Below are 25,022 nucleotides of genomic sequence, written 5' to 3' on the forward strand. Positions count from 1 at the left end.
AATATCTTATTTCAAATATCTAATCTTAATTTAAAGGCTGCTGTAATCATCATTCTGATTTATACCGCATTCCATATTTGCATTGTTATGCAGATATTTTCGTTACAAAATCATCTTTCTGCTTGAAAAATGCAAAAGTGATAACTTTTTTCTCACATTTGAGCATTTGGGGCAGAAAGTTGTCGTTTTAGGGCAGATGTTATTTTTTTGATTGACGTAAAGTGAGTCAGGTCGAACATGAATAGGAGATAGACATGAATAAAGGGTGGTTAGGGGCGAGTTTAGTGCTTGGGTTATTCGTTGGACAGGCAAGTGCTATGACATTAACGAGCAAAGATATGAGCGAGGGCAATAAACTGACATCGCAATTAGTGTTTAATGGCTTTGGTTGCCAAGGGGAAAATATTTCGCCGCAACTGACTTGGACTGACGTGCCCACAGGAACTAAAGCATTTGCAGTGACAGCTTATGATCCTGATGCACCAACGGGCAGCGGTTGGTGGCACTGGGCCGTATATAACTTACCCTTAGCGCAAACTTCGCTCGCACAAGGTGCGGGCTCGCATGTTGATGCACTGCCCAAAGGCGCCATTGCCTTGAAGAACGATTTTGGTACTACAAATTTTGGTGGCGCATGCCCGCCCCAAGGTCATGGTGTTCACAGGTACGAATTTACTGTGTGGGCATTACCCAGTGCTTTAGAATTGCCAAAGGATGCTAGCCCTGCCTTATTGGGCTTTATGCTCAGGGCACAAGCGCTCGGCAACGCCAAGTTGACTGCGGTATATAATCGATAATCCATTGATAATTAGGCTGGTGTCATGATCCGTATGTTTGAATATGATTCGAAGCAGGCACAATCTTTATCTCAAGTCCCTGTACATCAGCCGTCGATTATTCGGGTTATCTATGGTGAAAAGTCTCTGCTCTGGCAAGATGAATCTGTTTTAGTAGGCCAAGGGCAGTTACTGTTAATTCCTGCTGGTTCGCATATTAGCTTTGTTAATCGACCTTTTCTTGGGCGTTATCGGGCGGTGCAGTTATTACTCCCCCACGATTTACCCCAAGGCATTTTATCAAGCGCTACCGATTGGCGTGACCCTATGCCAGTCCAAAACATATCACGCGCTGTGGACTTAGCTTGGAATGCGCTATTACAGAGTTTGACCTTGTCTCTGGCCGATCCTGTTCAACTACATTATTTGGCCGCGTTACTGTTAAGTTTGCCGGATAAACGCAGTGTGAACTGGTTGTATGGACACACCCAACGCAGCGTGACTCAAGCGGCCTTGGCCTTGATGAGTATGAGTCCTTCGGCGTCATGGCAGCAGGAGGATATTGCCGACAAGTTACACATGAGCACGGCAAGCCTTAGGCGTAAATTGGCCTTAGAAGACACCAGTTTTAGGCAGTTACTGGCAGAAGTGCGGCTTTGTCATGGTTTAGCCATGTTGCAGAATTCGAGCGAGCCAGTATTGCAAGTGGCTTTGGCCTGTGGTTATCAATCTGCGGAAAAGTTTTCCTTACGTTTTAAGCAACAATTTGGCCTGACCCCTGCGGCTTATCGTCGTACACTGTGAAGTGGCATGGGTGTATACCCAAACAACTTTAGGGTACTGGAGAGATATGATGGCGGATGAGCAATTTACTGACAGCGGATTTTGGAACAAGATCAAACTCTTTAGCCGTCAAGCAGGTAGAGAGGTCATCGAGCGGGCACTATGGCTTTATTATGCAGCGCAACAACCCAATACGCCTAAGTGGGCTAAGTCAGTCATCTACGGCGCTTTAGCGTATTTTGTTTTGCCTTTAGATGCGATTCCCGATCTGACTCCTTTAGTTGGCTTTACCGATGATTTAGGTGCCCTTGCCGCTGCCCTGACTATGGTGACCTTATATATCGATGATGAAGTGAAATCCCTTGCGGCGGATAAACTCGCACTGTGGTTTGGAGATAAGCCGAGCGAACCTAAGACTTAAACCTATTGCGAACGCAATTGCCTAAGTGATGCAAAATTGTGCTAAAAATATGATTTCATTAAGAGTCGTTGATTTGGTTTTGACTGAGATTTTCTGGGGTAAAAATATTTTTTTGCAAATGTTTCACTATTGCTTGATTGCGCTATATGCTAGCGCTGTTTTGTAAACCCCTTGTGTTTGTTTAGGCAGATAAATGAAAAATATTATGGTAGTGATCCTATGGCTTTTAGGTGTCTCTGCCGCTACCCCCGCGTTTGCCGATGAGGCCTCTCCGGAACAACTCGCCCGTCTTTACCTCGATTTTATGGCACAGAATAGTCGCCAGAGCGAAGCTTTGTGGCCCGGTTTTCGCCTTGAAGATAAAGTACACCTCTTTAGTTATGGTGGTAATGTCTGGCTTCGACAGCCTGGTGGCGAAATAATCCAAGATAACAGTGTGTTAGAGTCGGTCAATCTGCACTCGGGTCTATCGGTGAGTTTCGGCTTTCCGCAATATAATGGCCAGCCAGGCGTATTGATCCAGCTCGAAGTGCCGAACATCCAATTTACTCGCGACACTAAGCCAACGGATTTAGCTTTTTTAATCTGGGCGAGCAATGGCTTGCATGAAGCCTTCCATTTTTATGCCCAATCCGAATGGCGAGTATTAGAAGACGGTAAGCGTTATGAGGGTGAGGTCTTTCCGCTCAACTTCGATGCTCGCTATTATCGTTTACAGTTATTTGATGCCTTAATGGCGGCGCTGGCACAACCTGAACAACAGTCATTACATCTTAGCTATGCAGCCTATTGGTTGCAGCAATGGCGCCAAATTGCGCCGAATGAAGATCGAGTCGGTTACATCAATGATCTTGTTGAAGGCAGCGCTAAGTACGTGGAATTGGCCGCTGGTGCGCGTGTGTTGAGTCAAAATCAAACTTTACTTGGTTATCAGCAAATACTGACAAAATATGTGTATGACTATTATCAACAGCAGAAGATGTGGGTTGGTTGGACGGCTGAGGCGGCAAATATTGGCGCTCTGGCGGGCATATTGTTGGATAGCACTCAAGACCCTTATGTATGGAAAGAGTCGGTCATGTCGGGTATGTTGCCTGTGGATTTACTACTGAACCGCGTAAAGCCAGTATCCCCGTTAGACAAGAAAGACACTAAACAAAAGAAACAGCTGCAGGAGATGCTAGCGTATTACCCTGCCACTCAAGCAAAACTGTCTCAATTGTTGTTGAATGTGCAGGATCCAAAAGTGCCGTTATTGGTTATGCCGAGCGTGAGCGATAGTAGCAGTTTTATTGATGTGGGTGACGTACGTTCTGGCTTTTATGTAGTGCCCTATCAAGAGGAAATGACTCAAGCTTATTTAGGGATGAGCGCGCAATTTAGTAACTTGTCAGTGAGTGGCAGTCCATTACTCGATGTTCCAGTACAAAATTTTTGTGAGGGCATTGAGGCGGCAACTCTGTTACCTTTAGCATTCCCCTTTCAGCGTGAGGGTCAGTATCTGGTATTCAACGAAGCGGAAGTCCATGGAACTATTAGGGTTTCTGCGAGTGTTGTTGATGGAAGAACCCTCTACTGTGCGATGAATTAATAATGAGAAAAAATCAGCTCGAATTTACCTACATGCGTGGCATTGCGATTATCTTTATCGTGCTTGGCCACAGTATTTACAACTCTGGTGAAGGTTTCCCGCTGTTGCTGGAAAATCTATTGCGTGGTGGCACGGCGTTATTTGTGTTTATCTCGGGATACTTTTTCCATCGCATTTTTTATAAGGATTTCGACTACAGCAAGTTTATGAAGAACAAAGTACAAAACGTACTTTATCCTTTTTTAGTTGTGTCATTGATTGGTCTATTTTGTTTGTGTTTGCGCTGGATATTTATGGAGCATCAGCCGCTCGATAATGTCTTGCTGAGTATTTTTTATACTGTGCGTAACGGTTATATTCTGTATCCGCACTGGTACATTCCCTTCATCATGGCGGTGTTTTTATTCTCGCCGATTTTTTTATGGTTTATCCGTTGCTCGCAGCAGATGCGTTGGACACTATTTGTACTGAGCTGTGTGGTAGCGATTCTATTGCATAGACCTATAGGTAACGTCAATTTCATCCACTCAGTCGTGTATTTTGTACCTTTCTACTTGATTGGTATTTTATATTCGCAAGATGAACATATTGTGACGCGCTTTGGCTCTATTTTCACCGCACTAGCGATGATTTTTTTAGTGGTGAGCTTAGTCGAACAAACTTACATAGTGCAGCATATTGGTAACTATCATAAGGCACCGTTTGATTACAACGGTATCGATTGGCAGTTTATTCAGAAACTTTGTTTATGTGTATTAGTACTGAATTTCTGTGAATGGTTGTCGGGACGAAGTCGTTTGCCTTGGTTAGTCGAAGTCGCTGAGATGAGTTTTGCAATTTTCTTTATTCATCCACTCTTCGATATGCTATTTAACACAGCTGCAACCGTAATGCGTTTCCGCTTTCCACCAGGTTCTGCTGTGACTAGCGTGCTCTTTTCCGCTGGGATTTTCATTTTCATGATGGTAGGCAGTATTATGACGGCTCGCTTTATCAAAAAGCGTCTGGGTAATCGATCGCGTACTTATATCGGCTGGTAATCACTTGGCTTATCATCACTAACACTAGGTGAAATTCAGTTTGAATTTATTTCCTAGTGTTAGGGTGTTTTTCATCTAAAAAAGTGGAGAACATAATGAATCCCAACATTACCATACCGAGCCTCGGGCTCATCAGTTTGTCTTTTATCGCGTTGCCATCCATCGCTGCTCAAGTTGAGTCGCTATCCACCAAGACGCAGAATACTTTTTTCGCACAAATTGCGGCCCATTGTGGCCAAGCCTTTGCGGGAAAAGTGGTATCGGGTGACAGTGCCGATTCGGCCTTTAGCGGCAAGTCGTTAATTATGCACGTGCGTGAATGTAGCGACACTGAGCTTAAGATCCCGTTCCATGTGGGTGATGACCACTCGCGTACTTGGGTGCTGACTAAAACGCAGCAAGGGCTTAAGTTGAAGCACGACCATCGCCATCAGGATGGAAGTGAAGATGCTGTGACCATGTATGGCGGCGACACTATGAATGATGGGACAGTACAGAAACAGTCATTTCCCATTGATAGGGAATCTATCGATAACTTCGTCAAGAATGGACTCACTCAGTCGATTACCAATGTGTGGCACATGGAAATTACGCCAACGATTTTTAGTTACCAACTCACGCGAGAACAACGCAATTTTAAAGTCGATTTTGATCTTACCCAGCCAGTAGCATTACCACCCAAACCTTGGGGACACGACTAGTGTTGTTATTAAGCTAGCTCAAAATGGTGTTCATCACCTGCTTATGTTGCCCGTTTATGTGGATAACGACACTACACGGGCTCAGCCTCGCATCAAATCCAGTCAAATCGTTGTGACATCCTCGCCAGCAAACCCTAGTGCGGTAAGTTCTTCATCTAGTATCACTGCTATGTAATGACGCCATTAACTGGCAATAAGCCAATAAGCCAATAAGTCCATTATGTCTAAAAGGATTAATAATAGTTTTTTTCAGTTTTAAGTGTTCTTTTTATTCATTTTATTGTGTTGCGGAATACTAGAATTGCGGTTCATTTAATACTTAATTTTTATGGATAAACAAGATGGTTATACCTAAAAATAGGTATTTATGTCTTGAGGATAATTTTTTAAATATTCACCTAAATTAAACATAAATCTGAGATTTAAACCGGATTTAATCACTACTTCTGCTAATTTATAGTCTAGGCTAGAAAAGTGCAGTTGAAAGATGGTGCACCTAGGTCTAGACTGAAAAATTAAAGGACTGATTCACTAATGATTATAAAGTTAAGTGACCCAAAGGGAAGAGGTGAACTATGCGCTTTTATATGGCAAGACAGCCTATACTGAATAGAAATAAAAACGTTGTTGCTTATGAGTTGCTCTTTAGAAATAGCCGGGATAACTATTTCCCACAGGGTGTTACAGACAATGTTGCTACAGCTAAAGTGTTTGTAAATAGTTATTTAAGTATGGATCTAGAGGATTTAACCGAAGGGAAGCCAGCATTAATTAATTTTCCATCTCATTTCTTGCGAGACCATTTATTATACATGTTCCCATACAAAAATATTATTGTTGAGGTATTGGAAACTGTTAGCCCAAGCGAGGATAACTTTATTTTAATTAAAGAGTTATTTAACTTGGGTTATTATCTTGCTTTAGATGACTTTGTTTATTCTCCTGAGTGGGAACGTTTTTTTCATTTTTTTAAACTTATAAAAATTGATATAATTTCAACGCCTTTGGATAGTGTTTCTCATCTGATCCCTAAATTTAGCCAGTATAATTTAAAACTACTTGCAGAGAAAGTTGAAACATTGGAAGAGTATAGGCTAGCTAAGTCACTCGGTTTTGATTATTTTCAAGGTTATTATTTTTATAAGCCAGAACTCATAGAGGGGAGTGAAATAGGTGCTACACAACATTTTGTTATGTCTATTTATAATGAGGTTTTTAAGTCTGATTTTAGTTATAAAAAACTTGAAAATTATTTTTCTCAAGATTTAGATCTTACTTATAAATTACTAAGATATGTCAATTCAAGTCAGTTTGAGCATGTGAATGAATTTACCTCTATTAAGCAGACTATGGTTTTTTTAGGTGAAAATAAACTTCGTAAGTTTGTAAGTCTCATTATTTTGGCTGAACTTAACCCCAATAAACCAGTTGTGTTAATTAATAATACTATAATCAGGGCTCGGTTATGTGAAGAGTTAATATCATTAATGGGATTTCCTTTGTTGAAAGAGTCAGCATTTTTGACTGGATTATTATCTACTTTAGATGCCATTTTAGATAAACCGATGAACAGAGCGATAGAGCCGCTTCCTCTTGAACAGCAAATAAAGCGTGCTTTACTTAATAATCATGGATACCTAGCTCATTGTTTACAACTTACTCTGGCGTATATGGAAGGTGATTGGGTTACTGTCGATTATTTCATTGATAATTATAATATTGATCCTGAGAGGCTCATCTCAGCGTGTGATAAAGTGTATAGCTGGTTTAATCAGTATAAAAATTCAGTTCAGTAGTAATGAATGCTAGTTTGCAATAAGGATATGCGATGATGAATGGTATTGATTTAGACTTGTTTGATTCTTGTGCATTTATGTTATCACCTGAGGTGGAGTGGTTAGGCGAGAATCAAATTTTCTCAAATAATAATTTTTTAAAAAATGCCAAGAAAAAAATAATTCAGCATTTTGAAAAGATTAAACAGAATATCACGCCTAATGAATGCTTAATGATAGGAAGTAACTGTTTAAAGTTTAGCCTATTAAAGATGGCAAATAAAAATTTTATTGTGCTCTGTGTTGTAGAGCATGATGCGTCAATAACAAAAAATTTCGAGTATAGCCAATTTAGGTGTGAGAATCCTGCGGGTGATGACTCTAGATATCAGGAAATTACTTCAGATGGTGTTCTTGTCGTAAATAGTCTTGGTAATATTGATTTTATTGGTGGCGGGGTTAAATACCTTTTCCCATATTTACATTTTTATAATTATATTGGCAAGTCATTTTTTAGTTTAATTCAAGATATTGTTAGCTATGAGGTTGTTGGTAGAGATAATTATAGAATTATGAAGTGGTTTAGATATAAATGTGCAACTAATAAAAAAATATGTCTATCTTTTAAAACTAAATCAGGGTTGTATTTTGAGTATAGAGATTTCTTCCTTGATGATAGAACTCGGTTTGGATTAATTATAGATGAATCTAAACGATATGAGAAAGAAAAAGTATTAATAGAGAAATGTTCAGAGCTGGAACAATTGAATAGCTTTCAAAGTGATTTTATTGCCACTCTAGGTCACGAGATTAGAACACCATTAAATGCAGTGCTAGGCTTAATTGAGCTCAGTTTAGGTAATGTAAGGGCACAGGATAAGAAGTTATTATCTGTCGCATTCAGTACTTCAAAACAAGTTTTATTACTCATTAATAGTATGTTGGATTTTAAAAAGACAAATGAGAGTAGTGCAGATGTTAAAAATGACTCGGTAGATGTTAGGTTGTTAGGCGAATCTGTTGTTGATGCGTTTAGCCTTCAAGCAGATAAAAAAGACATTAATTTAGACTTTTTTATGCCATTAAATTTTAATCGCAGGGTTATTTGTGATGAAGTTAAACTAAATCAAGTTATCTATAATTTAATCTCCAATTCAATTAAGTTTTCCAATAAAATTGACTCGTCGATTCTATTAGAAGTAGAAGTTCTGGAACAGTCATTCGAAAATGTAAAACTAAAGTTTTCTGTTATTGATAATGGTATCGGTTTAACTGAAGAGGAACAATCAAAAGTGTTCGGTAAGTATGAGCAGGCATCATCAAATTCTTACCGTCAGTATGGTGGTGTTGGCTTAGGACTATACATAAGTAAAAGTATATGTTGTTCAATGGGAAGTGATCTTCAGGTTATTAGTCGTATCGGTGATGGTAGCGTTTTCTATTTTGTTATTGATTTTGCTTTAGATAATCACTTTACGGCGCATGATGTAAGCGGCTCCTATCGTTCTGATATTGATGCTTCAGTAACAGCATATACTAACAGTTCGATTTTTCACGAATCAGTTTCAAGATATTCCAAAGAGCTTGATTTCGAGTTGCTATATTTACCAAGTAATGAATTACTGGAATTTGAAACTGAAAGCTCAATACTTTTTATTGACTTGAATCAAAATGATATTATCTCAAAGAATGAATTTGTAACTAGTCTTTTTACAAGAAAAGAAAGAGTTGCAGAGTTAAGGCGAGTGTCACTTTCTAAGTCTAACTCTGACTACGAAGTGATTTCATATCCACCACTCAGAATTCAATCAGTAACTGATTTCGTTAATGTTAAAAATTATTTGAATATTATTGACGAGCAGGCTTCGGATAGTGCTGATTATAGTAATATTAGTGTGTTAGTTATTGATGATTGTCAAGAAAACTTATTTGTTATCGAAAAACAGTTATTATCTGTTGGAGTCATAGTTTCCTGTGTTCAAGATCCGATGCAAGCAATTGAGCTTTTTAAGACAAATAAATTTAATGTCGTTATTTCTGATGTGATAATGCCAACTATATCGGGCTCAGACCTCATTGGCGTCATTAGAGAAGTTGAAGGGTATCGGGAATTAGCGCCATCGATTATTGTGATGTTGACCGCTGATCATGGCGACATATGTAAAGATGAATGTTTGCAGGCTGGAGCAAATCGCGTACTTGTAAAGCCTCTGACATTGAATGATTTGATTGGCCTTTTAGATGAAGTAAAAGTCACTTTGTCAAATAATACAAGTTTAAAAAAGTCTACAGTTAAAGCAGATAATACTTCTTTTGATAATAGTTTTTTCTGTTGTGATGAAACACCGCAGGAATTAGTAGACATCTTACAGATAGTCAACTTGTCAGATATATATAATTTTGTAGGTGAAGATATAAGCGATGAAGAGTTATCTATTTTTTTAGAGCAATATTACAGTAATTTACTTGTTAAGCGTGAAGCATTAAGGTCTGCAATTGTGGATAATGATCTTCGTATTATTACTGCAATTAGCCACACCCTTAAAAGTAATTCTCTTTACATAGGTGCAAAAAAATTAAATTTATCTTGCCAAGAACTAGAGCGTGTTTCGCGTAACAATGCTATTGATTACAAAGTTATCTTAAAATGTTGGCAAGAGGTTGATGATGATTTATTTGCGTTAATTGAGTTTTTTATGCAAAGGAGTAATGCTAGTGGATAGAGTCAATTTTGAGCATATCGTTCTCTATACGAACGACCAAGATAATGATAGATTATTGATAAGTGTTCTAATTCGTCACTTTTCTCGTATTCATGTGATTAAAACGAATGCTGAGCTTGTTGAGCAAATCAAACAATCAACCCCAAAAGTGATTCTTGTTGCTGCTGAAACTTTACAAGAAACTTTACTTATTTATTACGAAGCTATAGAGGAATTGCAGGCTGTAGAAATATGTGAGCATGCCGTTGTTTCTCTTATTCCAAAACATCAAGAAAGAGAAGCGTACGAGGCTTACCGTAGTGGTGTGATTAATGATTATTTAATCGCTAGGCCAATGTATGAAGTACATAGAGCAATTATAATATGTACACATTTATTGCGGGAAATTGGGTTGAGAGGAAAATATAAAAAAGTAGAAGAGTTTGTAAATGTACAAGATAACTACTCTTCGCATATCAAGGAGATTGTCCTTAAAGGTGTTCAGCGCAAGAAGGATTTAGAACATAGCTTTGAATTAAGTTTGATTGAAATCGAGCAATCATTAGATAAGGCAGAAGCGCACCTTGCAAGTAATAGAACCGCTGAGTTAGATCTGGCTTCATTGAAGAAGATATTATCATTTATTCGTTCTAATGAAATTAGACCAGCTTTGTTGAAACTGCAAAGTAAGGCGTTGCACTTACTTGAACTTGTTGTTACTGATGTATCAAATGTGGCGACGGTCGCAGAAGCCCCTTTGCCAGAACAGGAGCATATTGAGGTTAGCAACAAGGCAGCTCCAACCGTGCCTGATACTAAATACACGTTTAATCGATTGTATTCGGAGTCAAAAAATTCTCTTGTATCAGTTGAAGTTCCTGTAGTGCCAAAGATGTTAATTGTTGAGGATGATCACATTAGTTTGAATTTAACTATTATGCTTCTTAGAACGTATGCCATTGAACTTGATACATCATTGTCTGGACGTATGGCGTTAGATTTACTTTCTAAGAAAAAATATGACGTTATTTTAATGGACATAAATCTTCCTGATACTAATGGGTTTTATATTATTAACCACATTAATAAGTCTAATGGAATAAATGCAATTACGCCCATTGTTATGTTGACAGGGAATAAAAATAAGTCATCAGTTCAGCAGGCAATAGCTGCAGGAGCTAAAGGTTACATTATCAAACCACTATATAAGGATTCGATAATCAAGCTTTTTAGGAAGTATGATATTCCATTGCATTTGCGATAGTTCTATAGACAGGGGGTTCAATAGTGCTTGTATATTTTTAGTCTCACAGGTATGGGCCTATATCCTTACCCGTAATATCTACCTTTTTAGGTATTTAAATTGTTGGGTTTTTATGTTGTACATTGTTCTTTGGGGTTTTTATTAGATTATACTGATGTTTTTTAAGTTATAGTCTTTAGCTTAAATATGATGTTCATCTGTGGAATGACCACCTATTGTTGGCTGGCGTTAGTGCCAATCATAGATCAAGGGAGTCGTTTTGATGGCGCTAGTTGTGATGGAGTTAGGATGGTTGACAATACTGTACATAATCATAAATCTCGGACTCAATATATTATTTTAGCTGTGGCTATTTATGCGCTTGCGGCGCTTGGATGGATCTTTTTATCCGATCAATTGTTGCTTGTATTTACGGACACAGAAACTGTGTTTCGTTTATCCCTCGCTAAAGGTTTTTTCTTTGTATTTACCAGTGCCTTTATCCTACTTTTTGTTCTGAATGCCGTTCCTGACCGTCATAATGCTCCATCGGGTAATTTGCTTGAAATAACCTTTGCTCGCTCTGTAGCGATAAGTAATATCTCATGGCTTAAATACATTGCGATATTGAGTTTTACGCTGATAACGCTATGGTTTGCCAATTCACTTTCAGCTGAGCAGCACCAGCGTTTACTATTGCTGATTTTTATGTTGCCCATTTCATTAAGCGCTATTGGTGGCGGATTCGCCCCCGGATTAGTCGCGACATGTCTCTCTGTTCTGTGTGTCTATTATCTTCATCCAACCGCCAATAGTCTCGACAATATTCATTCGGTAGATTGGTTACAGCTTATTAGTCTAAGTGTTTACGGCATAGTGATCAGTGCACTAAGCGGCTATTTACGTGCCTCATTACAGAAATTGGATGTGAATCATCAACTGCTCGATTCTGTGGTTTCTCAAACAACCGATGGTATTTTTGTGAAGGATTTGGCGGGGCGTTACATCTTGGTCAACCAAGGTGCCGCTACCTTTGTCGGCAAGAGTATGAGTGACATCTTGGGCAAAGATGACACTGATATTTTTGATGCTGACTCTATTGATATTATCCAAGAAAAAGATCGCACTGTATTAGTGTCCGGAATGGTCACCACACATAAAGAGTATTTACATATTCAGGGTGAAGCAGCCATTTTTCAAGTGACCAAAGGTCCTGTGTTTGACGTTCAAGGTGCAATTTGTGGCTTATTTGGAATAGCAAGGGATGTGACGACTCAAGAAAAAAATGCTGAACATTTACTCATTAGTGAGTTGGGATTAAAACAAGCACAACAATTATCAGGGATTGGCAGTTGGGAGTGGGATTTAGTTACTGATTCGCATACTTGGTCTGAACAGGTTTTTGTGATTTATGGCTTGCCATATAAAGAAGCCGCCCCTTCGATAGAACAAGTGCAGAAATTATTTACTCCTGAGAGTTGGCAAGCGTTAAGTACGCTGGTGATGCGATGTGTGCATACGGGAGAAGAGTATGAATGCGAAGCTGAGTTGCTAGATCCTAATCGTGCCCATCGTTGGATTATGGCTAGGGGTCAAGCACAGCGTGATCCGCACGGTAAGATATTTAAATTGCACGGTACAGTGCAAGATATTACCCATGCGCGACAGCTTCAACAACAACTAGCGGCTCAAACAGCACAATTGCAAAGGGTTATTCAAGGTTCTGAACAAGGATTCTGGGACTGGAATGCTGTTACTGGAGAAGTGCAAATCAGCCCAAGATTTGAAGCCATTTTGGGATATCAAGCTGGCGAGATGAAGCTGACGGTTAATAATTGGCGTCAATATGTGTATGTCGAAGATGTGCAAAATATAGAGCAACAGGTTCTACAGCATCTCATCCATAAAACAAGCAGTATAGAGTTGGAAGTGCGCTGCATTAAAAAGACTGGCGAGCTGTGCTGGATATTGTGTAAGGGGCGGGTCGTTGAAGAGGATAGTCAAGGTCGAGCGTTGATGATTTCGGGAACCCAAGCCGATATCACGTTATTAAAGACCCATGAGACTGAGTTAGATCGCGTGGCAAATTATGATGCACTTACAGGATTACCAAATCGTCGCTTACTTTTAGACCGTTTTCAGCAAATGATTGCCCATGTTCAACGTAATGGCAGTCTCTGTGCCGTGTGTTTTATTGACCTTGACGGGTTTAAGGTGATCAATGATCGTTATGGCCATGAGGTTGGTGACCAACTGTTGATCGCGATTGCAAATAATGTGTCTGTGGTGATTCGGCAGCAAGATACGTTGGCCCGGGTAGGAGGCGATGAGTTCGTTATCTTATTTGAGATGATGTCTGAGGAAGAATGTACTCAAGTACTATTACGAATACTGGCGGCGGTCGATCAGCCGATATTAATCGGTGATTTAAATCTTTGTTTAACGGCTTGTATTGGCGTGAGTTTGTATCCAGAGGATAACGTTGACCCCGACATTTTATTGCGCCATGCCGACCAAGCCATGTATATGGCAAAATCGGCAGGTAAGAATCGTTTCCAAATGTTTGATCCTGACATTGATCGTAACATTATTGCTCGGAGAACTTGGTTAGAAGAACTTAAGTCAGCTTTTGAACGTCATGAATTTGTGATGTTTTACCAACCAAAAGTGAATCTCGCTACCGGTAAAATTATTGGTGCGGAAGCCTTAATTCGTTGGCGTCATCCACTGCGAGGTATAGTCGGTCCGAGTGAGTTTTTACCGGATATTGCAGGCAGTGATCTTGAAATTGCTTTAGGTGAATGGGTTATCAATACTGCAGTAGCACAATGGCAGAATTGGCAACAGAGTGGTCGCCCGATAGCAGTAAGTATTAACGTAAGCGCTCGGCAGCTATTGGCTGAACACTTTAGCGCGTTCTTAAAATCGACGTTAATGCAATATCCCGATTTGACGGCCTCGGATCTAGAATTGGAAATTTTAGAGAGTGCCGCCATTGAAGATATGACATTGGCAATTGAGATCCTTCAGGAATGTAAGCGTTTGGGTGTCCATTTTTCCCTAGATGATTTTGGTACAGGTTATTCGTCGTTAACGTATTTACGCCAATTACCCATATCGACGATAAAAATTGATCAGAGTTTTGTGCGAGGTATGCTCGATAGCGAAGATGATTGGCGTATCGTGGAGGGTGTTATCCGCTTAGCGTCAGTATTTAATCTTAATGTGATTGCTGAAGGTGTTGAAACCATTGCCCATGGTAAGAGTTTAGCTGAATTGGGCTGCCAATTGTGCCAAGGCTATGGTATTGCTCGGCCTATGCCTGTAGAGGAGTTTGCTCTTTGGTACGACGAATGGCCATCGCAATATCAACAGATTAAAAATGAATTCAAGCAAATGGACGAATTGCATCGTTAATAGCAAGTTACAGAGAGTTTTTAGCTGGCTTTAAGGATTTAGGTGCTCACTCGTGTATTTGGAATGTACTTATTTGGCGTGATGGTTCTTATCTGGAGCAAAAGTTGGCGCTGGGCTAATCTTTTGCTCCATAGTTCAGAATACTTTTAGTGTTTAATCTATATTTCTTTTTGATTTACTCGGGTTGATAGCTCTGAAGCGCTTTCTTTGCGTTCGCTATATCGGTTCGTGAGGAAATCAACATTGCCCCTCAGGAGTAAAGTGAACTTCATCAATTCCTCCATAACATCAACTACACGATCGTAGTAAGGCGAAGGTTTCATTCGGCCTGCCTCGTCAAATTCTAACCAAGCTTTTGCGATTGAAGACTGGTTGGGTATGGTGCACATGCGCATCCATCGGCCCAATATTCGCATTTGGTTTAGTGTGTTGAAGGACTGTGAACCACCACTCACCTGCATTATTGCTAATGTCTTACCTTGTGAAGGCCGGACAGCACCTTCAGCCAAAGGGATCCAATCAATTTGAGCTTTCATTATACTTGTCATCGCACCGTGGCGTTCTGGTGAACACCACACCATGCCTTCGCACCAACGTACCATTTCTCTTAGTTCCATGACTTTGGGATGACTGTCAGGCGCATCATCAGGAAGTGGAAGTCCAGAAGGGTTAAAAATACGCACCTCTGCACCCATATGCGTTAACAGTCGAGCGGCTTCTTCCGTCGTCAGTCGGCTATAGGAGCGCTCTCGTACTGAGCCATAAAGCATCAGTATTCTAGGCGGATGGGTTAAAGGAGTTAGATTAAAACAGTCCATATCCATGTTATTAACCATTAATTCTTGTTTGAGTGCTGGCATATCGTGATTTAGTGGTTTCATGTGCGAACTCTTTGTCCCTGTTCATTAATGATGATTTCGCCATCTTCTTTGGTGAAAGGGCCTTGTTGTGCTTTGGTCAAAATATCAAGCACAGTCTCAGACGGGCGACAGAGTTTTGTGCCTCGCGGCGTAACGACGATAGGACGGTTAATTAAAATGGGATAAGTCAGCATGAAGTTAACCAGTTCTTCATCAGTAAATGTGTCTTCAGAAAGTCCTAGTCGTTCAAATGGTTCAACATTGTTACGTAGCAATGAACGCACAGAGATTTTCATCTCATTAATTAACTTAAGTAATTCATCGCGGGAGGGCGGCGTTTCTAAGTAGTGGATGATTTGGGGTTCGACTCCACTATTACGGATCAACGCTAAGGTGTTGCGCGATGTACCACAGGCTGGATTGTGGTAAATCTTAATGCTGTCATCAATCATATTAGTCATAACATGTCTCTGATAAATAATCGCTTATAAATTTATCCATAGGCACTAAACAGATGCTCTAGTGCCCATGGACGAAGATTAGAAGGAGAGGCGCAGTGCCAGTGCCGCTAGGGTGACAAATAGCACAGGTAGCGTCATCACTATGCCGACGCGGAAATAATAACCCCAGGTAATATTAATATTTTTCTGCGCCAGTACATGCAGCCATAGCAGGGTTGCTAAACTGCCGATGGGGGTGATTTTAGGACCTAAATCGCTACCAATCACGTTAGCGTAAATCATGGCTTCTTTAATCACGCCGGTGGCATTGCTACCGTCTATCGACAGGGCGCCAATTAACACCGTTGGCATGTTGTTCATGATGGACGATAAAAAGGCGACCAAGAAGCCTGTGCCCATAGTGGCAGCCCAAAGCCCTTGTTCTGCCAAGCTATTTAATACGCTTGATAGGTAATCGGTTAAGCCTGCGTTGCGAAGACCATAAACCACTAGATACATGCCTAATGAAAAGATCACTATCTGCCAGGGCGCGCCGCGAAGTACCTTAGTGGTATCTATGGCATGGCCTTTTTTCGCGACAATAAACAGGATCAGGGCACCCACGGCAGCGACTAAACTCACGGGCACACCGAGGGGTTCTAAGCCAAAAAAGCCCACCAAGAGTAAGACTAATACTCCCCAACCGGTTTTAAAGGTTTGAGGGTCGCGAATGGCGGTCTTAGGTTCGCGCAGTTTTTGCAAGTCGTAGGTCGCGGGAATATCTTTGCGGAAAAACAGATGCAGCATGACTAAGGTGGCACTAATAGCTGCAATATCGACGGGCACCATCACAGAGGCGTATTCGTTAAAACCTATGTTGAAGAAGTCTGCTGAAACAATATTGACTAGGTTAGAGACAATTAACGGCAAACTTGCGGTATCGGCAATAAAACCCGCCGCCATCACAAAGGCTAAGGTTGCTCCGGCGCTAAAGCCCAGAGCCAGTAACATCGCAATTACGATCGGGGTGAGGATCAGCGCCGCGCCATCATTGGCGAACAATGCGGCAACAGTAGCGCCGAGTAACACTATGTAAGTAAAGAGTAAACGGCCACGACCTTTGCCCCAACGGGCCACATGTAGCGCGGCCCATTCGAAAAATCCCGACTCATCTAATAATAAACTGATGATGATCACGGCAATAAAGGTGGCGGTCGCATTCCAGACAATATTCCATACCACAGGAATATCCCCTAAGTGGACCACACCCAGTAGTAGGGCCAATACGGCGCCCAAGGTAGCACTCCAACCTATGCCTAACCCCTTAGGTTGCCAAATTACTAACACTATGGTGAGAACAAAAATTGCCCCTGCTAACCACATACCAGCTCCTCAAAGAGTAGAGATTGTCTACCCGTAACCATAAAATAATGCCCTCACCTAACGATATTGTCGGTGGGTTTGAATGATTTTTTATATGTGAATTTTCGTATATATCTTAGTGTTGAACACTATACTTAAATACCATTTTGGCTAATGCGTGAAACTTAAGGTGATCTTATATACGGATATTTACATATATGAAAATTCGTATATATTGTACAAGGTCTTTCCAAAAGATCCATAGCCATGAAAAACGAGTGTTGTTTCTTACCGCTCACAGCTTGCTGTTTGAATGAACCTTTAGGAAAGTTAACAAAAGGATCAAAATGTTTGTATTAGTTCAGTCTAGGGGCATCAATGATTAATCCAACCCAGTTTTTTAAATGTTTAGCCGATGAAACCCGCTTGCGTTGCATGATGTTGATACAGCAAGAGGGGGAGCTCTGTGTCTGTGAATTGACCGAGGCATTGCAAGAGACCCAGCCTAAGATTTCGCGACATTTGGCCCAATTACGTAAATGCGGTTTATTAGTTGATCGCCGTCAGGGGCAATGGATTTTCTATCGTATCAATAATGACTTACCCGAATGGAGTCAGTTAGTGTTGAGTGAAGTTACCAACCAAAACACTGTATTCCTTGAAGAAAATATGCGTAATTTGTGCAAGATGGGCGGGCGTCCTGACCGTGCTAAAGCTTGCTGCTAGAAGACTAGCAGCAAAAATTTAACCTCAAATATACGTTTTTTCATATGTTTACGTGTCTAAAGTTTTGCTTAATATTAAGGTGGCGTAACAATGCTGCAAATATTTTCAGATTTAGCGAGCTGGTTAACTTTTGATTTGATGGGCTTAGAGCCCAATACTAAGCTCGCCGACGCCATCCATTTTTTTATTGAAGATACCACTAAGATTTTTGCGCTCCTGTTGCTGATGATTTATGGCATCGCTTTGGTGCGGGCCTCGCTCAATGTCGAGCGTGTTCGGGATTACTTGGCGGGTAAAAATCGTTTTGTCGGTTACGTTATGGGATCGGGTTTTGGCGCTGTTACCCCATTCTGCTCATGTTCGAGTATTCCGGTTTTTTTAGGTTTCACTTCCGCGGGGATCCCCGTTGGGATCACTATGGCATTTCTGATCACTTCGCCGTTAATTAATGAAGTTGCCGTTCTGTTGCTTGTGAGTCTGCTGGGCTGGCAGTTCACTGTGATATACGTGCTAGTCGGCATGTCAGTGGGTATGTTGGCGGGGGCATTTTTAGACACGATTCGCGCTGAGCGTTGGCTGCAATCCTTTGCCGCCAAAGCACTCGAGCAAGGTCAGGCGCAAGCAAGTCGCGATAATAGCGAGGGTATGACATCGACATCCATGACGTTAACCGAGCGACATGAATTTGCGAAAGGCGAGACCCTAGAGATTTTTGGCCGAGTGTGGAAATGGGTCATTATTGGGGTTGGGCTTGGCGCCGCACTCCATGGATTTGTGCCTGACGGTTGGATCGAAGCCCACTTAGGCGATGGTCAATGGTGGTCGGTTCCTGCGGCGGTATTGATTGGTATTCCTCTGTATTCCAATGCCACAGGGGTTATTCCTATCATGGAGAGCCTTATCACTAATGGCTTGCCCGTAGGGACGACATTAGCATTTTGTATGTCTACGGTTGCCGCCAGTTTTCCCGAGTTCATTTTGCTCAAGCAGGTGATGCAATGGCGTTTGCTGGCCATCGTTTTTGCCATTTTATTGATTTCATTCACCTTAATCGGTTGGATCTTTAACGCTATAGGTCCCATTCTGTGAGAATTATAAAAATGTTAAACATCAAAGTATTAGGTAGCGGATGCGCTAAATGCACTAAAACCGCTGAGATCATTACGGCCATTGCCAACGAGAAGGGCATCAACGCGGCTATATCGAACAGATAACGCTTTAATCTTAAAAAATAATATAAAACACTTAATATAAAACTGAGTGTGAAGGATGCAGGTATGACAATCAAAATCGGGATAAATGGCTTTGGCCGTATGGGACGTTTAGCATTGCGCGCTGCTTGGGGCTGGGATGAGGTTGAATTTGTGCAGATTAATGATCCCGCAGGGGATGCGGCGACCTTAGCCCATTTGCTGACATTCGACTCTGTGCATGGTCGCTGGCAGTACGAAGCCAATGCCGAGGGCGATGACATTATTATCGATGACAAGCGTATTCGCTGTACACGCAATAAAACCATCGCGGAAACCGATTGGTCCGCCTGTGATGTTGTGATTGAAGCTTCGGGTAAGATGAAAACCAAAGCAGTGCTACAAGCTTATTTAGATCAAGGTGTTAAACGCGTTGTAGTCACTGCGCCTGTTAAAGAAGAGGGCGTGTTAAACGTTGTCATGGGAGTGAATCATCAACTCTATGACAAAGCTATTCATCCGATTGTGACTGCAGCCTCCTGTACTACTAACTGTTTGGCGCCAATCGTTAAAGTGATCCACGAAAACCTCGGCATAGTGCATGGTTCCATGACGACCATTCATGATATTACCAACACTCAAACTATTTTAGATGCACCGCATAAAGATCTCCGCCGTGCGCGGGCCTGTGGTTTAAGCCTTATCCCCACAACGACGGGCTCGGCGACGGCCATTACCCATATTTTCCCTGAACTCAAAGGTAAGCTCAACGGCCATGCGGTGCGGGTGCCATTAGCGAATGCCTCATTAACCGATTGCGTGTTCGAGGTGAGTCGCAAAACGACCGAAGCTGAAGTCAATCGCCTGTTAAAAGAAGCGGCAGACGGACCGCTAAAAGGCATTTTAGGTTATGAGGAACGCCCATTAGTCTCGGTCGATTATAAAACCGATCCGCGTTCGAGCATTATCGATGCGCTATCGACCATGATTATCAATGGCACTCAGGTCAAACTCTACGCTTGGTATGACAACGAGTGGGGTTATGCCAATCGCACCGTCGAACTGGCCCGCATGGTCGGTCTGATGGATAAGGCATAAGCTTTATGGGTAAGCTGACAGGGTTCTTGTCTAACATATCACCCGAGATCCGCCAGTATTTGGTGGTCACAGGCAACTATTGGGCATTCACGCTCACCGATGGCGCATTACGTATGTTAGTGGTGCTTCATTTCCATGGATTAGGTTATAGCCCGCTGCAAATTGCCATACTATTCCTCTTCTATGAAATCTTTGGGGTGGTAACGAACTTAGTTGGCGGCTGGCTCGGGGCACGTTTAGGCTTAAATAAGACCATGAATGTGGGCCTATTTATGCAGATTGTCGCCCTTAGCATGCTGCTTGTGCCTAGCGGTATGCTGACGGTTGCTTGGGTGATGGCGGCGCAGGCCTTGTCGGGTATCGCTAAAGATCTCAATAAAATGAGCGCTAAAAGCAGTATCAAGTTGTTGGTGCCCAATGATGCTCAGGGTGAGCTGTATAAGTGGGTTGCCATGCTCACTGGCTCCAAAAATGCGCTAAAGGGTGCGGGGTTCTTCTTGGGCGGCGCCTTACTGACCCTGTTTGGATTCCAGCTGGCCGTGTTAGGCATGGCGATTAGCCTATTGCTGGTGTGGATTTTTAGTCTGTTAAGTTTGCAGCGCGATTTAGGTAAAGCCAAAAACAAACCTAAGTTCACGGAAATTTTCTCTAAGAGTCCGGCGGTAAACACGCTTTCTGCCGCACGCATGTTTTTGTTTGGTGCGCGGGATGTGTGGTTTGTGGTGGCCTTACCCGTTTATCTGGCCTCAGCCTTTGGTTGGGATCATTGGTATGTCGGCGGTTTTCTCGCACTCTGGGTGATAGGCTACGGCATAGTGCAAGGCTTCGCACCTCGCTTGACGGGGACAAAGTCGGCGGGCAAAAACAAGGTTCCCGATGGACGTAGCGCCTTAGGTTGGGCGGCGATATTGAGCATAGTGCCAGCAGGCATTGCGCTGGCGATAAGTTATGACTTTCATGCCGCGAATATACTGATTTGGGGATTGATGCTGTTTGGCGCCTTATTCGCACTCAACTCTTCATTACACAGCTATCTTATCGTCAGTTATGCCGACGAAGACGGTGTATCGTTAGATGTGGGTTTTTACTACATGGCGAATGCTATGGGACGCTTGATCGGGACTGTGTTGTCTGGCTGGGTGTATCAAGTGTATGGCATGGCGGCTTGTCTGTGGATATCGGCAGCATTTATTGCGCTTGCAGCGCTTATCTCAATCAAACTGCCTCGGCATAAAGCGATATCAGATGGTGCTTAATACTTACCTAAGTTATCCCTGAGTTGTTGCGGTTGTTTTTATTCAATGCCCACCAAAGTATGGTGGGTATTTTAATCACTCTGATGTTAACTGAAGTTTTTTGATTTTGAGCAAACAACTCTCTATACTCCGGCCTGTTTTATACACGTCATTATGTCGCTATTCCCAATAGCACAACTATTTTTAATGCAGTCAAATTTGAGTTGGCTCATATAAGTGAGGTTATTTTTCGGTGATGAGCATTAAGCCGCATTAGTTTAATCCTTCCTTCTTGGATCGTTAAGATCCGTCCTTAGTAGCTACCGACTCGGTAGTTGTTTTGCTGTACCCCATAATCCCAATTGCATTTCGTCACCTTGACGCATAAGTACCTTATTGGCTATGCGCTGACATTTGAGTCAAGTGTTGATATTAGCTATTGGAAGATATGATTAAATTTCAATCAGAGTGAGTGACATGATACAAACCATGAAAAAAGAGTGGTTCTCCAACATACGCGGAGATCTGTTAGCCGGTATTGTGGTTGCACTGGCGTTAGTCCCTGAGGCGATTGCCTTTTCTATTATTGCAGGCGTCGATCCTAAAGTCGGCCTGTATGCTTCATTCTGTATCGCAGTGGTCATCGCGTTTACAGGTGGCCGTCCTGGTATGATCTCTGCCGCAACGGGCGCTATGGCGTTGTTGATGGTGACCTTAGTGAAGGAACACGGCCTCGAGTATTTACTCGCGGCGACCCTATTAACGGGTGTGCTGCAAATTGCCGCGGGTTACTTAAAGCTAGGAAGCTTGATGCGTTTCGTCTCCCGCTCTGTGGTGACAGGCTTTGTGAATGCACTGGCGATTCTGATCTTTATGGCCCAGTTGCCCGAACTGACCAATGTGACTTGGCATGTCTATGCGATGACGATTGCAGGTCTTGGTATTATCTATTTATTCCCACTTATCCCTGTGATCGGTAAATCCGTACCTTCGCCTCTCGTGTGTATTGTCGGATTAACACTTTTTGCGGTTTATATGGGGTTAGATATTCGTACTGTCGGTGACATGGGGCAACTGCCTGATACTTTGCCTATTTTCCTCTGGCCTGAAGTGCCATTGACCCTTGAAACTCTGATGATCATCTTCCCATACTCGGCCGGCCTTGCCGTGGTGGGTTTGCTAGAATCTATGATGACCGCCACCATAGTCGATGACTTAACCGATACCCAAAGCGATAAGAATCGTGAGTGTAAGGGCCAAGGTATTGCCAATATCGGCGCGGGTTTAATGGGCGGTATGGCCGGTTGCGCTATGATTGGTCAGTCGATCATCAACGTTAAATCGGGTGGTCGCGGACGGTTATCGACCTTTTCAGCGGGGGTATTTCTACTCATATTGATTGTATTCCTCGGCGAATGGTTAAAGCTCATCCCTATGGCGGCACTGGTTGCCGTGATGATCATGGTGTCTATCGGTACTTTCTCTTGGGATTCAATTCGTAATCTTAAGCATCATCCAATATCAACCAATCTTGTGATGGTGGCGACCGTTGCTGTGGTGGTCGCTACCCATAACTTAGCTATGGGAGTATTTGTGGGGGTATTACTCGCGTCTCTGTTCTTTGCTAATAAAGTGGGCCGTTTTATGGTGGTTAAGAGTGTAACGGCTGCTGCCGACGCTGGTCGCCATTATCAAGTTATTGGGCAAGTCTTTTTTGCCTCGGCAGATAAGTTCAGTAATTCATTTGATTTTAGGGAAGTGGTTGATAAGGTGACTATCGACTTATCTCAAGCGCATTTCTGGGATATTACTGCGGTATCGGCCCTAGACAAGGTAGTGATTAAATTCCGTCGCGAGGGAACTGAAGTGGAGTTAATTGGCCTTAACCAAGCAAGTGCAACCATAGTCGATAAGTTTGGGGTGCATGATAAGCCTGAAGACGTTGAAAACATGATGTCTGGTCACTAAGCCCTTAGCAACACAGGAAAAGGAAAATAACGATGACAAATGTGATTGCCTGTATCGACGGTTCAAAAGTGACACTCGCTGTATGTGACGCCAGTAGCTGGGCCGCTCAGCAACTGGATGCCCCAGTAACCCTATTACATGTATTGGATAAGTCAGCCTATCCAATAGAGTCAAATCTGTCAGGAAATATTGGCCTAGGTACACGGGAGCACTTGCTCAATGAAATGGTTGAGCTTGAAGCGCGTCGAGGCAAACTCGCACTCGAGCAGGGTAAGTATATGTTGCAAGATGCGCAAACGCGCATCGTGGAGGCACAACCCGCAGTCGTGGTTGAAACCTTGCAGCGTCACGGCGATTTAGTCGAAACTCTGTTAGAGCAAGAATCCCATGCCAGACTGGTGGTGATGGGCCGTCAAGGGGAGCAGCATCAAGATCAGACGCAGGCCATTGGCAGCCATTTAGAAAATGTCATTCGCACGCTTAAGCAGCCTATTTTAGTGGTGATGGACGAGTTTACTGCACCGAAGCGATTTATGATCGCCTATGATGGCAGTGTGACCGCAAGAAAAGCCCTCGATCGAGTCGTAAGCAGTCCGCTACTTAAAGGGCTCGAATGTCATTTAGTGATGGTGTCTGATGATCAATCGCTGGCGACAGCTGAACTGGCGTTGGTGACCGAATCTCTGATTGCGGCGGATTTCAATGTGGTTACCGCCGTTTGTCAGGGAGAAGTGCAAACGGCCCTTGAGATCTATCAACTTGAGCATCAAATCGATCTTATGGTGATGGGCGCCTATGGTCATTCGCGTATTCGGGAGTTTTTTGTGGGTAGTAATACCACAAGGATGATCAGTAAAAGCCATATCCCCTTGTTATTACTTCGCTAGGTTAAATATGCATTTCAACTTATTTTGCTCAATTCTAATGACTTGGTTTTAGTTAGAACATCTGAGTCAGAAGCTTGAGGTAATCATTTAAGAAAAAACGGCGAGCATTTAGGCTCGCCGTTTGATATCACAGTCGAATGGTTCGTGTTAGTTAGCTTTAGGCTCGAAGCTAAAGGCTTGACCCGCAAGAGCGGCTTCAAACATTAAGCCGCCTTTTGCTGCGGTAAATACCGCCATACCGTTGATATAAGAGCCGCTTGCGGAGCGATTACCACCCGATTGACCTGCGCCTGCTGAGTTGCCTGTGGTTCCTGCTTGAGCGCTTGCTCCCATGTTGATGGCAACTGCCGACGCTTGGGCATCAAACTCGAAACTGCCGCTCGTGAAGGCTTCATAGGCTTTGGCATCTTTAAAGAAGATGATCTCGCTGTAGGCTTGTCCACCTAATTGAAAACCGATGGATAATTGAGTCAGACTCGAATCACCCATATAGGCACCGCCTTGGTAGACTCGGCCTTTGCCATAGGCTGCACCGATCCCAATTCCGCCTTTACCCACAGTTGGGAATAAAGCATAGCCATAGGCTGTGTCGAAAAATTTACTGGTTTCTTTCGCTTTTTGGAAATTGACTACAGCCTGATCGTAGCTTTCATCTGCATGTACAGTTGGGGCAGCAAATAGGCTCACAATAAGGCATGTTGATGCCGCAATGGCTGTTAAAAATGATTTCATGGTAACGCCTCTTCAAGTCTTTAGTTGTTCCAGACTAGCCTTTATCGACACAAATGACAGCCAAAAGTGACATAT

The 25,022-nt window shown here is 42.4% G+C and carries 20 protein-coding genes and 1 pseudogene; 17 read left to right on the forward strand and 4 right to left on the reverse strand.

Features of this window, described 5'->3' with window-relative positions:
• The first annotated feature begins 254 nt into the window (after positions 1–254).
• The 10 genes from KO537_RS15680 to KO537_RS15725 all read left to right on the forward strand — a co-directional run bounded on the left by KO537_RS15680 (position 255) and on the right by KO537_RS15725 (position 14,449).
• The gene (locus KO537_RS15680) at positions 255–797 is read left to right on the forward strand and encodes a YbhB/YbcL family Raf kinase inhibitor-like protein (RefSeq protein WP_173248074.1); all 543 of its coding nucleotides are present in this window, start codon (positions 255–257) and stop codon (positions 795–797) included.
• Between the two features lie 24 nt (positions 798–821).
• Positions 822–1,580, forward strand: a complete 759-nt coding sequence (locus KO537_RS15685; protein ID WP_173248072.1) for an AraC family transcriptional regulator — start codon at positions 822–824, stop codon at positions 1,578–1,580.
• 49 nt (positions 1,581–1,629) lie between these two features.
• Positions 1,630–1,980 carry a YkvA family protein gene (locus tag KO537_RS15690; protein ID WP_168826089.1) on the forward strand — a complete coding sequence of 117 codons (351 nt, stop codon included), beginning with the start codon at positions 1,630–1,632 and terminating at the stop codon, positions 1,978–1,980.
• A gap of 193 nt (positions 1,981–2,173) precedes the next feature.
• Positions 2,174–3,571 (forward strand): hypothetical protein, encoded by a 1,398-nt coding sequence (locus KO537_RS15695; protein ID WP_105250504.1) that lies wholly within the window; start codon positions 2,174–2,176, stop codon positions 3,569–3,571.
• A 2-nt stretch (positions 3,572–3,573) separates the two neighbouring features.
• A complete protein-coding gene (locus KO537_RS15700; RefSeq protein ID WP_105250503.1) occupies positions 3,574–4,611 on the forward strand; it encodes an acyltransferase in 1,038 nt (345 codons plus the stop codon).
• A gap of 95 nt (positions 4,612–4,706) precedes the next feature.
• Positions 4,707–5,312 carry a hypothetical protein gene (locus KO537_RS15705; RefSeq protein ID WP_105250502.1) on the forward strand — a complete coding sequence of 202 codons (606 nt, stop codon included), beginning with the start codon at positions 4,707–4,709 and terminating at the stop codon, positions 5,310–5,312.
• Positions 5,313–5,887: 575 nt separating this feature from the next.
• A complete protein-coding gene (locus KO537_RS15710) occupies positions 5,888–7,108 on the forward strand; it encodes an HDOD domain-containing protein (protein ID WP_219234843.1) in 1,221 nt (406 codons plus the stop codon).
• A gap of 32 nt (positions 7,109–7,140) precedes the next feature.
• Positions 7,141–9,810: an ATP-binding protein gene (locus KO537_RS15715; protein WP_219234844.1), complete on the forward strand. Its 2,670-nt coding sequence runs from the start codon at positions 7,141–7,143 to the stop codon at positions 9,808–9,810.
• The gene (locus KO537_RS23305; protein WP_158682992.1) at positions 9,803–11,053 is read left to right on the forward strand and encodes a response regulator; all 1,251 of its coding nucleotides are present in this window, start codon (positions 9,803–9,805) and stop codon (positions 11,051–11,053) included. Before KO537_RS15715 ends, KO537_RS23305 begins: the two co-directional genes overlap by 8 nt.
• Positions 11,054–11,341: 288 nt before the next feature.
• On the forward strand, positions 11,342–14,449 hold the full coding sequence (locus KO537_RS15725; protein ID WP_219234846.1) for an EAL domain-containing protein: 3,108 nt from the start codon (positions 11,342–11,344) through the stop codon (positions 14,447–14,449).
• Positions 14,450–14,607: 158 nt separating this feature from the next.
• On the opposite strand, the gene arsH is transcribed toward KO537_RS15725, so the two are convergent.
• The 3 genes from arsH to KO537_RS15740 all read right to left on the reverse strand — a co-directional run bounded on the left by arsH (position 14,608) and on the right by KO537_RS15740 (position 17,132).
• Complete coding sequence (gene arsH, locus KO537_RS15730; RefSeq protein WP_346729621.1) at positions 14,608–15,330, reverse strand: arsenical resistance protein ArsH; 723 nt, start codon at positions 15,328–15,330, stop codon at positions 14,608–14,610.
• A complete protein-coding gene (gene arsC, locus KO537_RS15735) occupies positions 15,327–15,761 on the reverse strand; it encodes a glutaredoxin-dependent arsenate reductase (protein ID WP_198573266.1) in 435 nt (144 codons plus the stop codon). The genes arsH and arsC overlap by 4 nt, the downstream gene beginning before the upstream one ends.
• An 87-nt stretch (positions 15,762–15,848) precedes the next feature.
• A complete protein-coding gene (locus tag KO537_RS15740; RefSeq protein WP_173248059.1) occupies positions 15,849–17,132 on the reverse strand; it encodes an arsenic transporter in 1,284 nt (427 codons plus the stop codon).
• A gap of 357 nt (positions 17,133–17,489) precedes the next feature.
• Here KO537_RS15740 and KO537_RS15745 point away from each other — a divergent pair, with 357 nt between their 5' ends.
• From KO537_RS15745 to KO537_RS15775, 7 genes and pseudogenes are all read left to right on the forward strand, one after another.
• Positions 17,490–17,837 (forward strand): metalloregulator ArsR/SmtB family transcription factor, encoded by a 348-nt coding sequence (locus KO537_RS15745; RefSeq protein ID WP_105250495.1) that lies wholly within the window; start codon positions 17,490–17,492, stop codon positions 17,835–17,837.
• 90 nt (positions 17,838–17,927) lie between these two features.
• Positions 17,928–18,926 (forward strand): permease, encoded by a 999-nt coding sequence (locus tag KO537_RS15750; protein WP_173248056.1) that lies wholly within the window; start codon positions 17,928–17,930, stop codon positions 18,924–18,926.
• An 11-nt stretch (positions 18,927–18,937) separates the two neighbouring features.
• Positions 18,938–19,030, forward strand: a pseudogene (locus tag KO537_RS15755) (thioredoxin family protein); the annotation flags it as partial.
• An 84-nt stretch (positions 19,031–19,114) separates the two neighbouring features.
• On the forward strand, positions 19,115–20,125 hold the full coding sequence (locus tag KO537_RS15760; protein WP_173248052.1) for an ArsJ-associated glyceraldehyde-3-phosphate dehydrogenase: 1,011 nt from the start codon (positions 19,115–19,117) through the stop codon (positions 20,123–20,125).
• A gap of 5 nt (positions 20,126–20,130) precedes the next feature.
• Positions 20,131–21,381: an organoarsenical effux MFS transporter ArsJ gene (gene arsJ / locus KO537_RS15765; RefSeq protein ID WP_173248051.1), complete on the forward strand. Its 1,251-nt coding sequence runs from the start codon at positions 20,131–20,133 to the stop codon at positions 21,379–21,381.
• 456 nt (positions 21,382–21,837) lie between these two features.
• The gene (locus tag KO537_RS15770; RefSeq protein WP_173248049.1) at positions 21,838–23,328 is read left to right on the forward strand and encodes a SulP family inorganic anion transporter; all 1,491 of its coding nucleotides are present in this window, start codon (positions 21,838–21,840) and stop codon (positions 23,326–23,328) included.
• 32 nt (positions 23,329–23,360) lie between these two features.
• On the forward strand, positions 23,361–24,215 hold the full coding sequence (locus tag KO537_RS15775; RefSeq protein ID WP_173248047.1) for a universal stress protein: 855 nt from the start codon (positions 23,361–23,363) through the stop codon (positions 24,213–24,215).
• A gap of 147 nt (positions 24,216–24,362) precedes the next feature.
• Here the strand turns inward: KO537_RS15775 and KO537_RS15780 are convergent, their stop codons facing one another.
• Positions 24,363–24,947, reverse strand: a complete 585-nt coding sequence (locus KO537_RS15780; RefSeq protein WP_105250489.1) for a YSC84-related protein — start codon at positions 24,945–24,947, stop codon at positions 24,363–24,365.
• Positions 24,948–25,022: the final 75 nt, after the last annotated feature.

This window comes from Shewanella sp. NKUCC01_JLK, from assembly GCF_019345615.1.
GTDB lineage: Bacteria > Pseudomonadota > Gammaproteobacteria > Enterobacterales > Shewanellaceae > Shewanella > Shewanella oncorhynchi.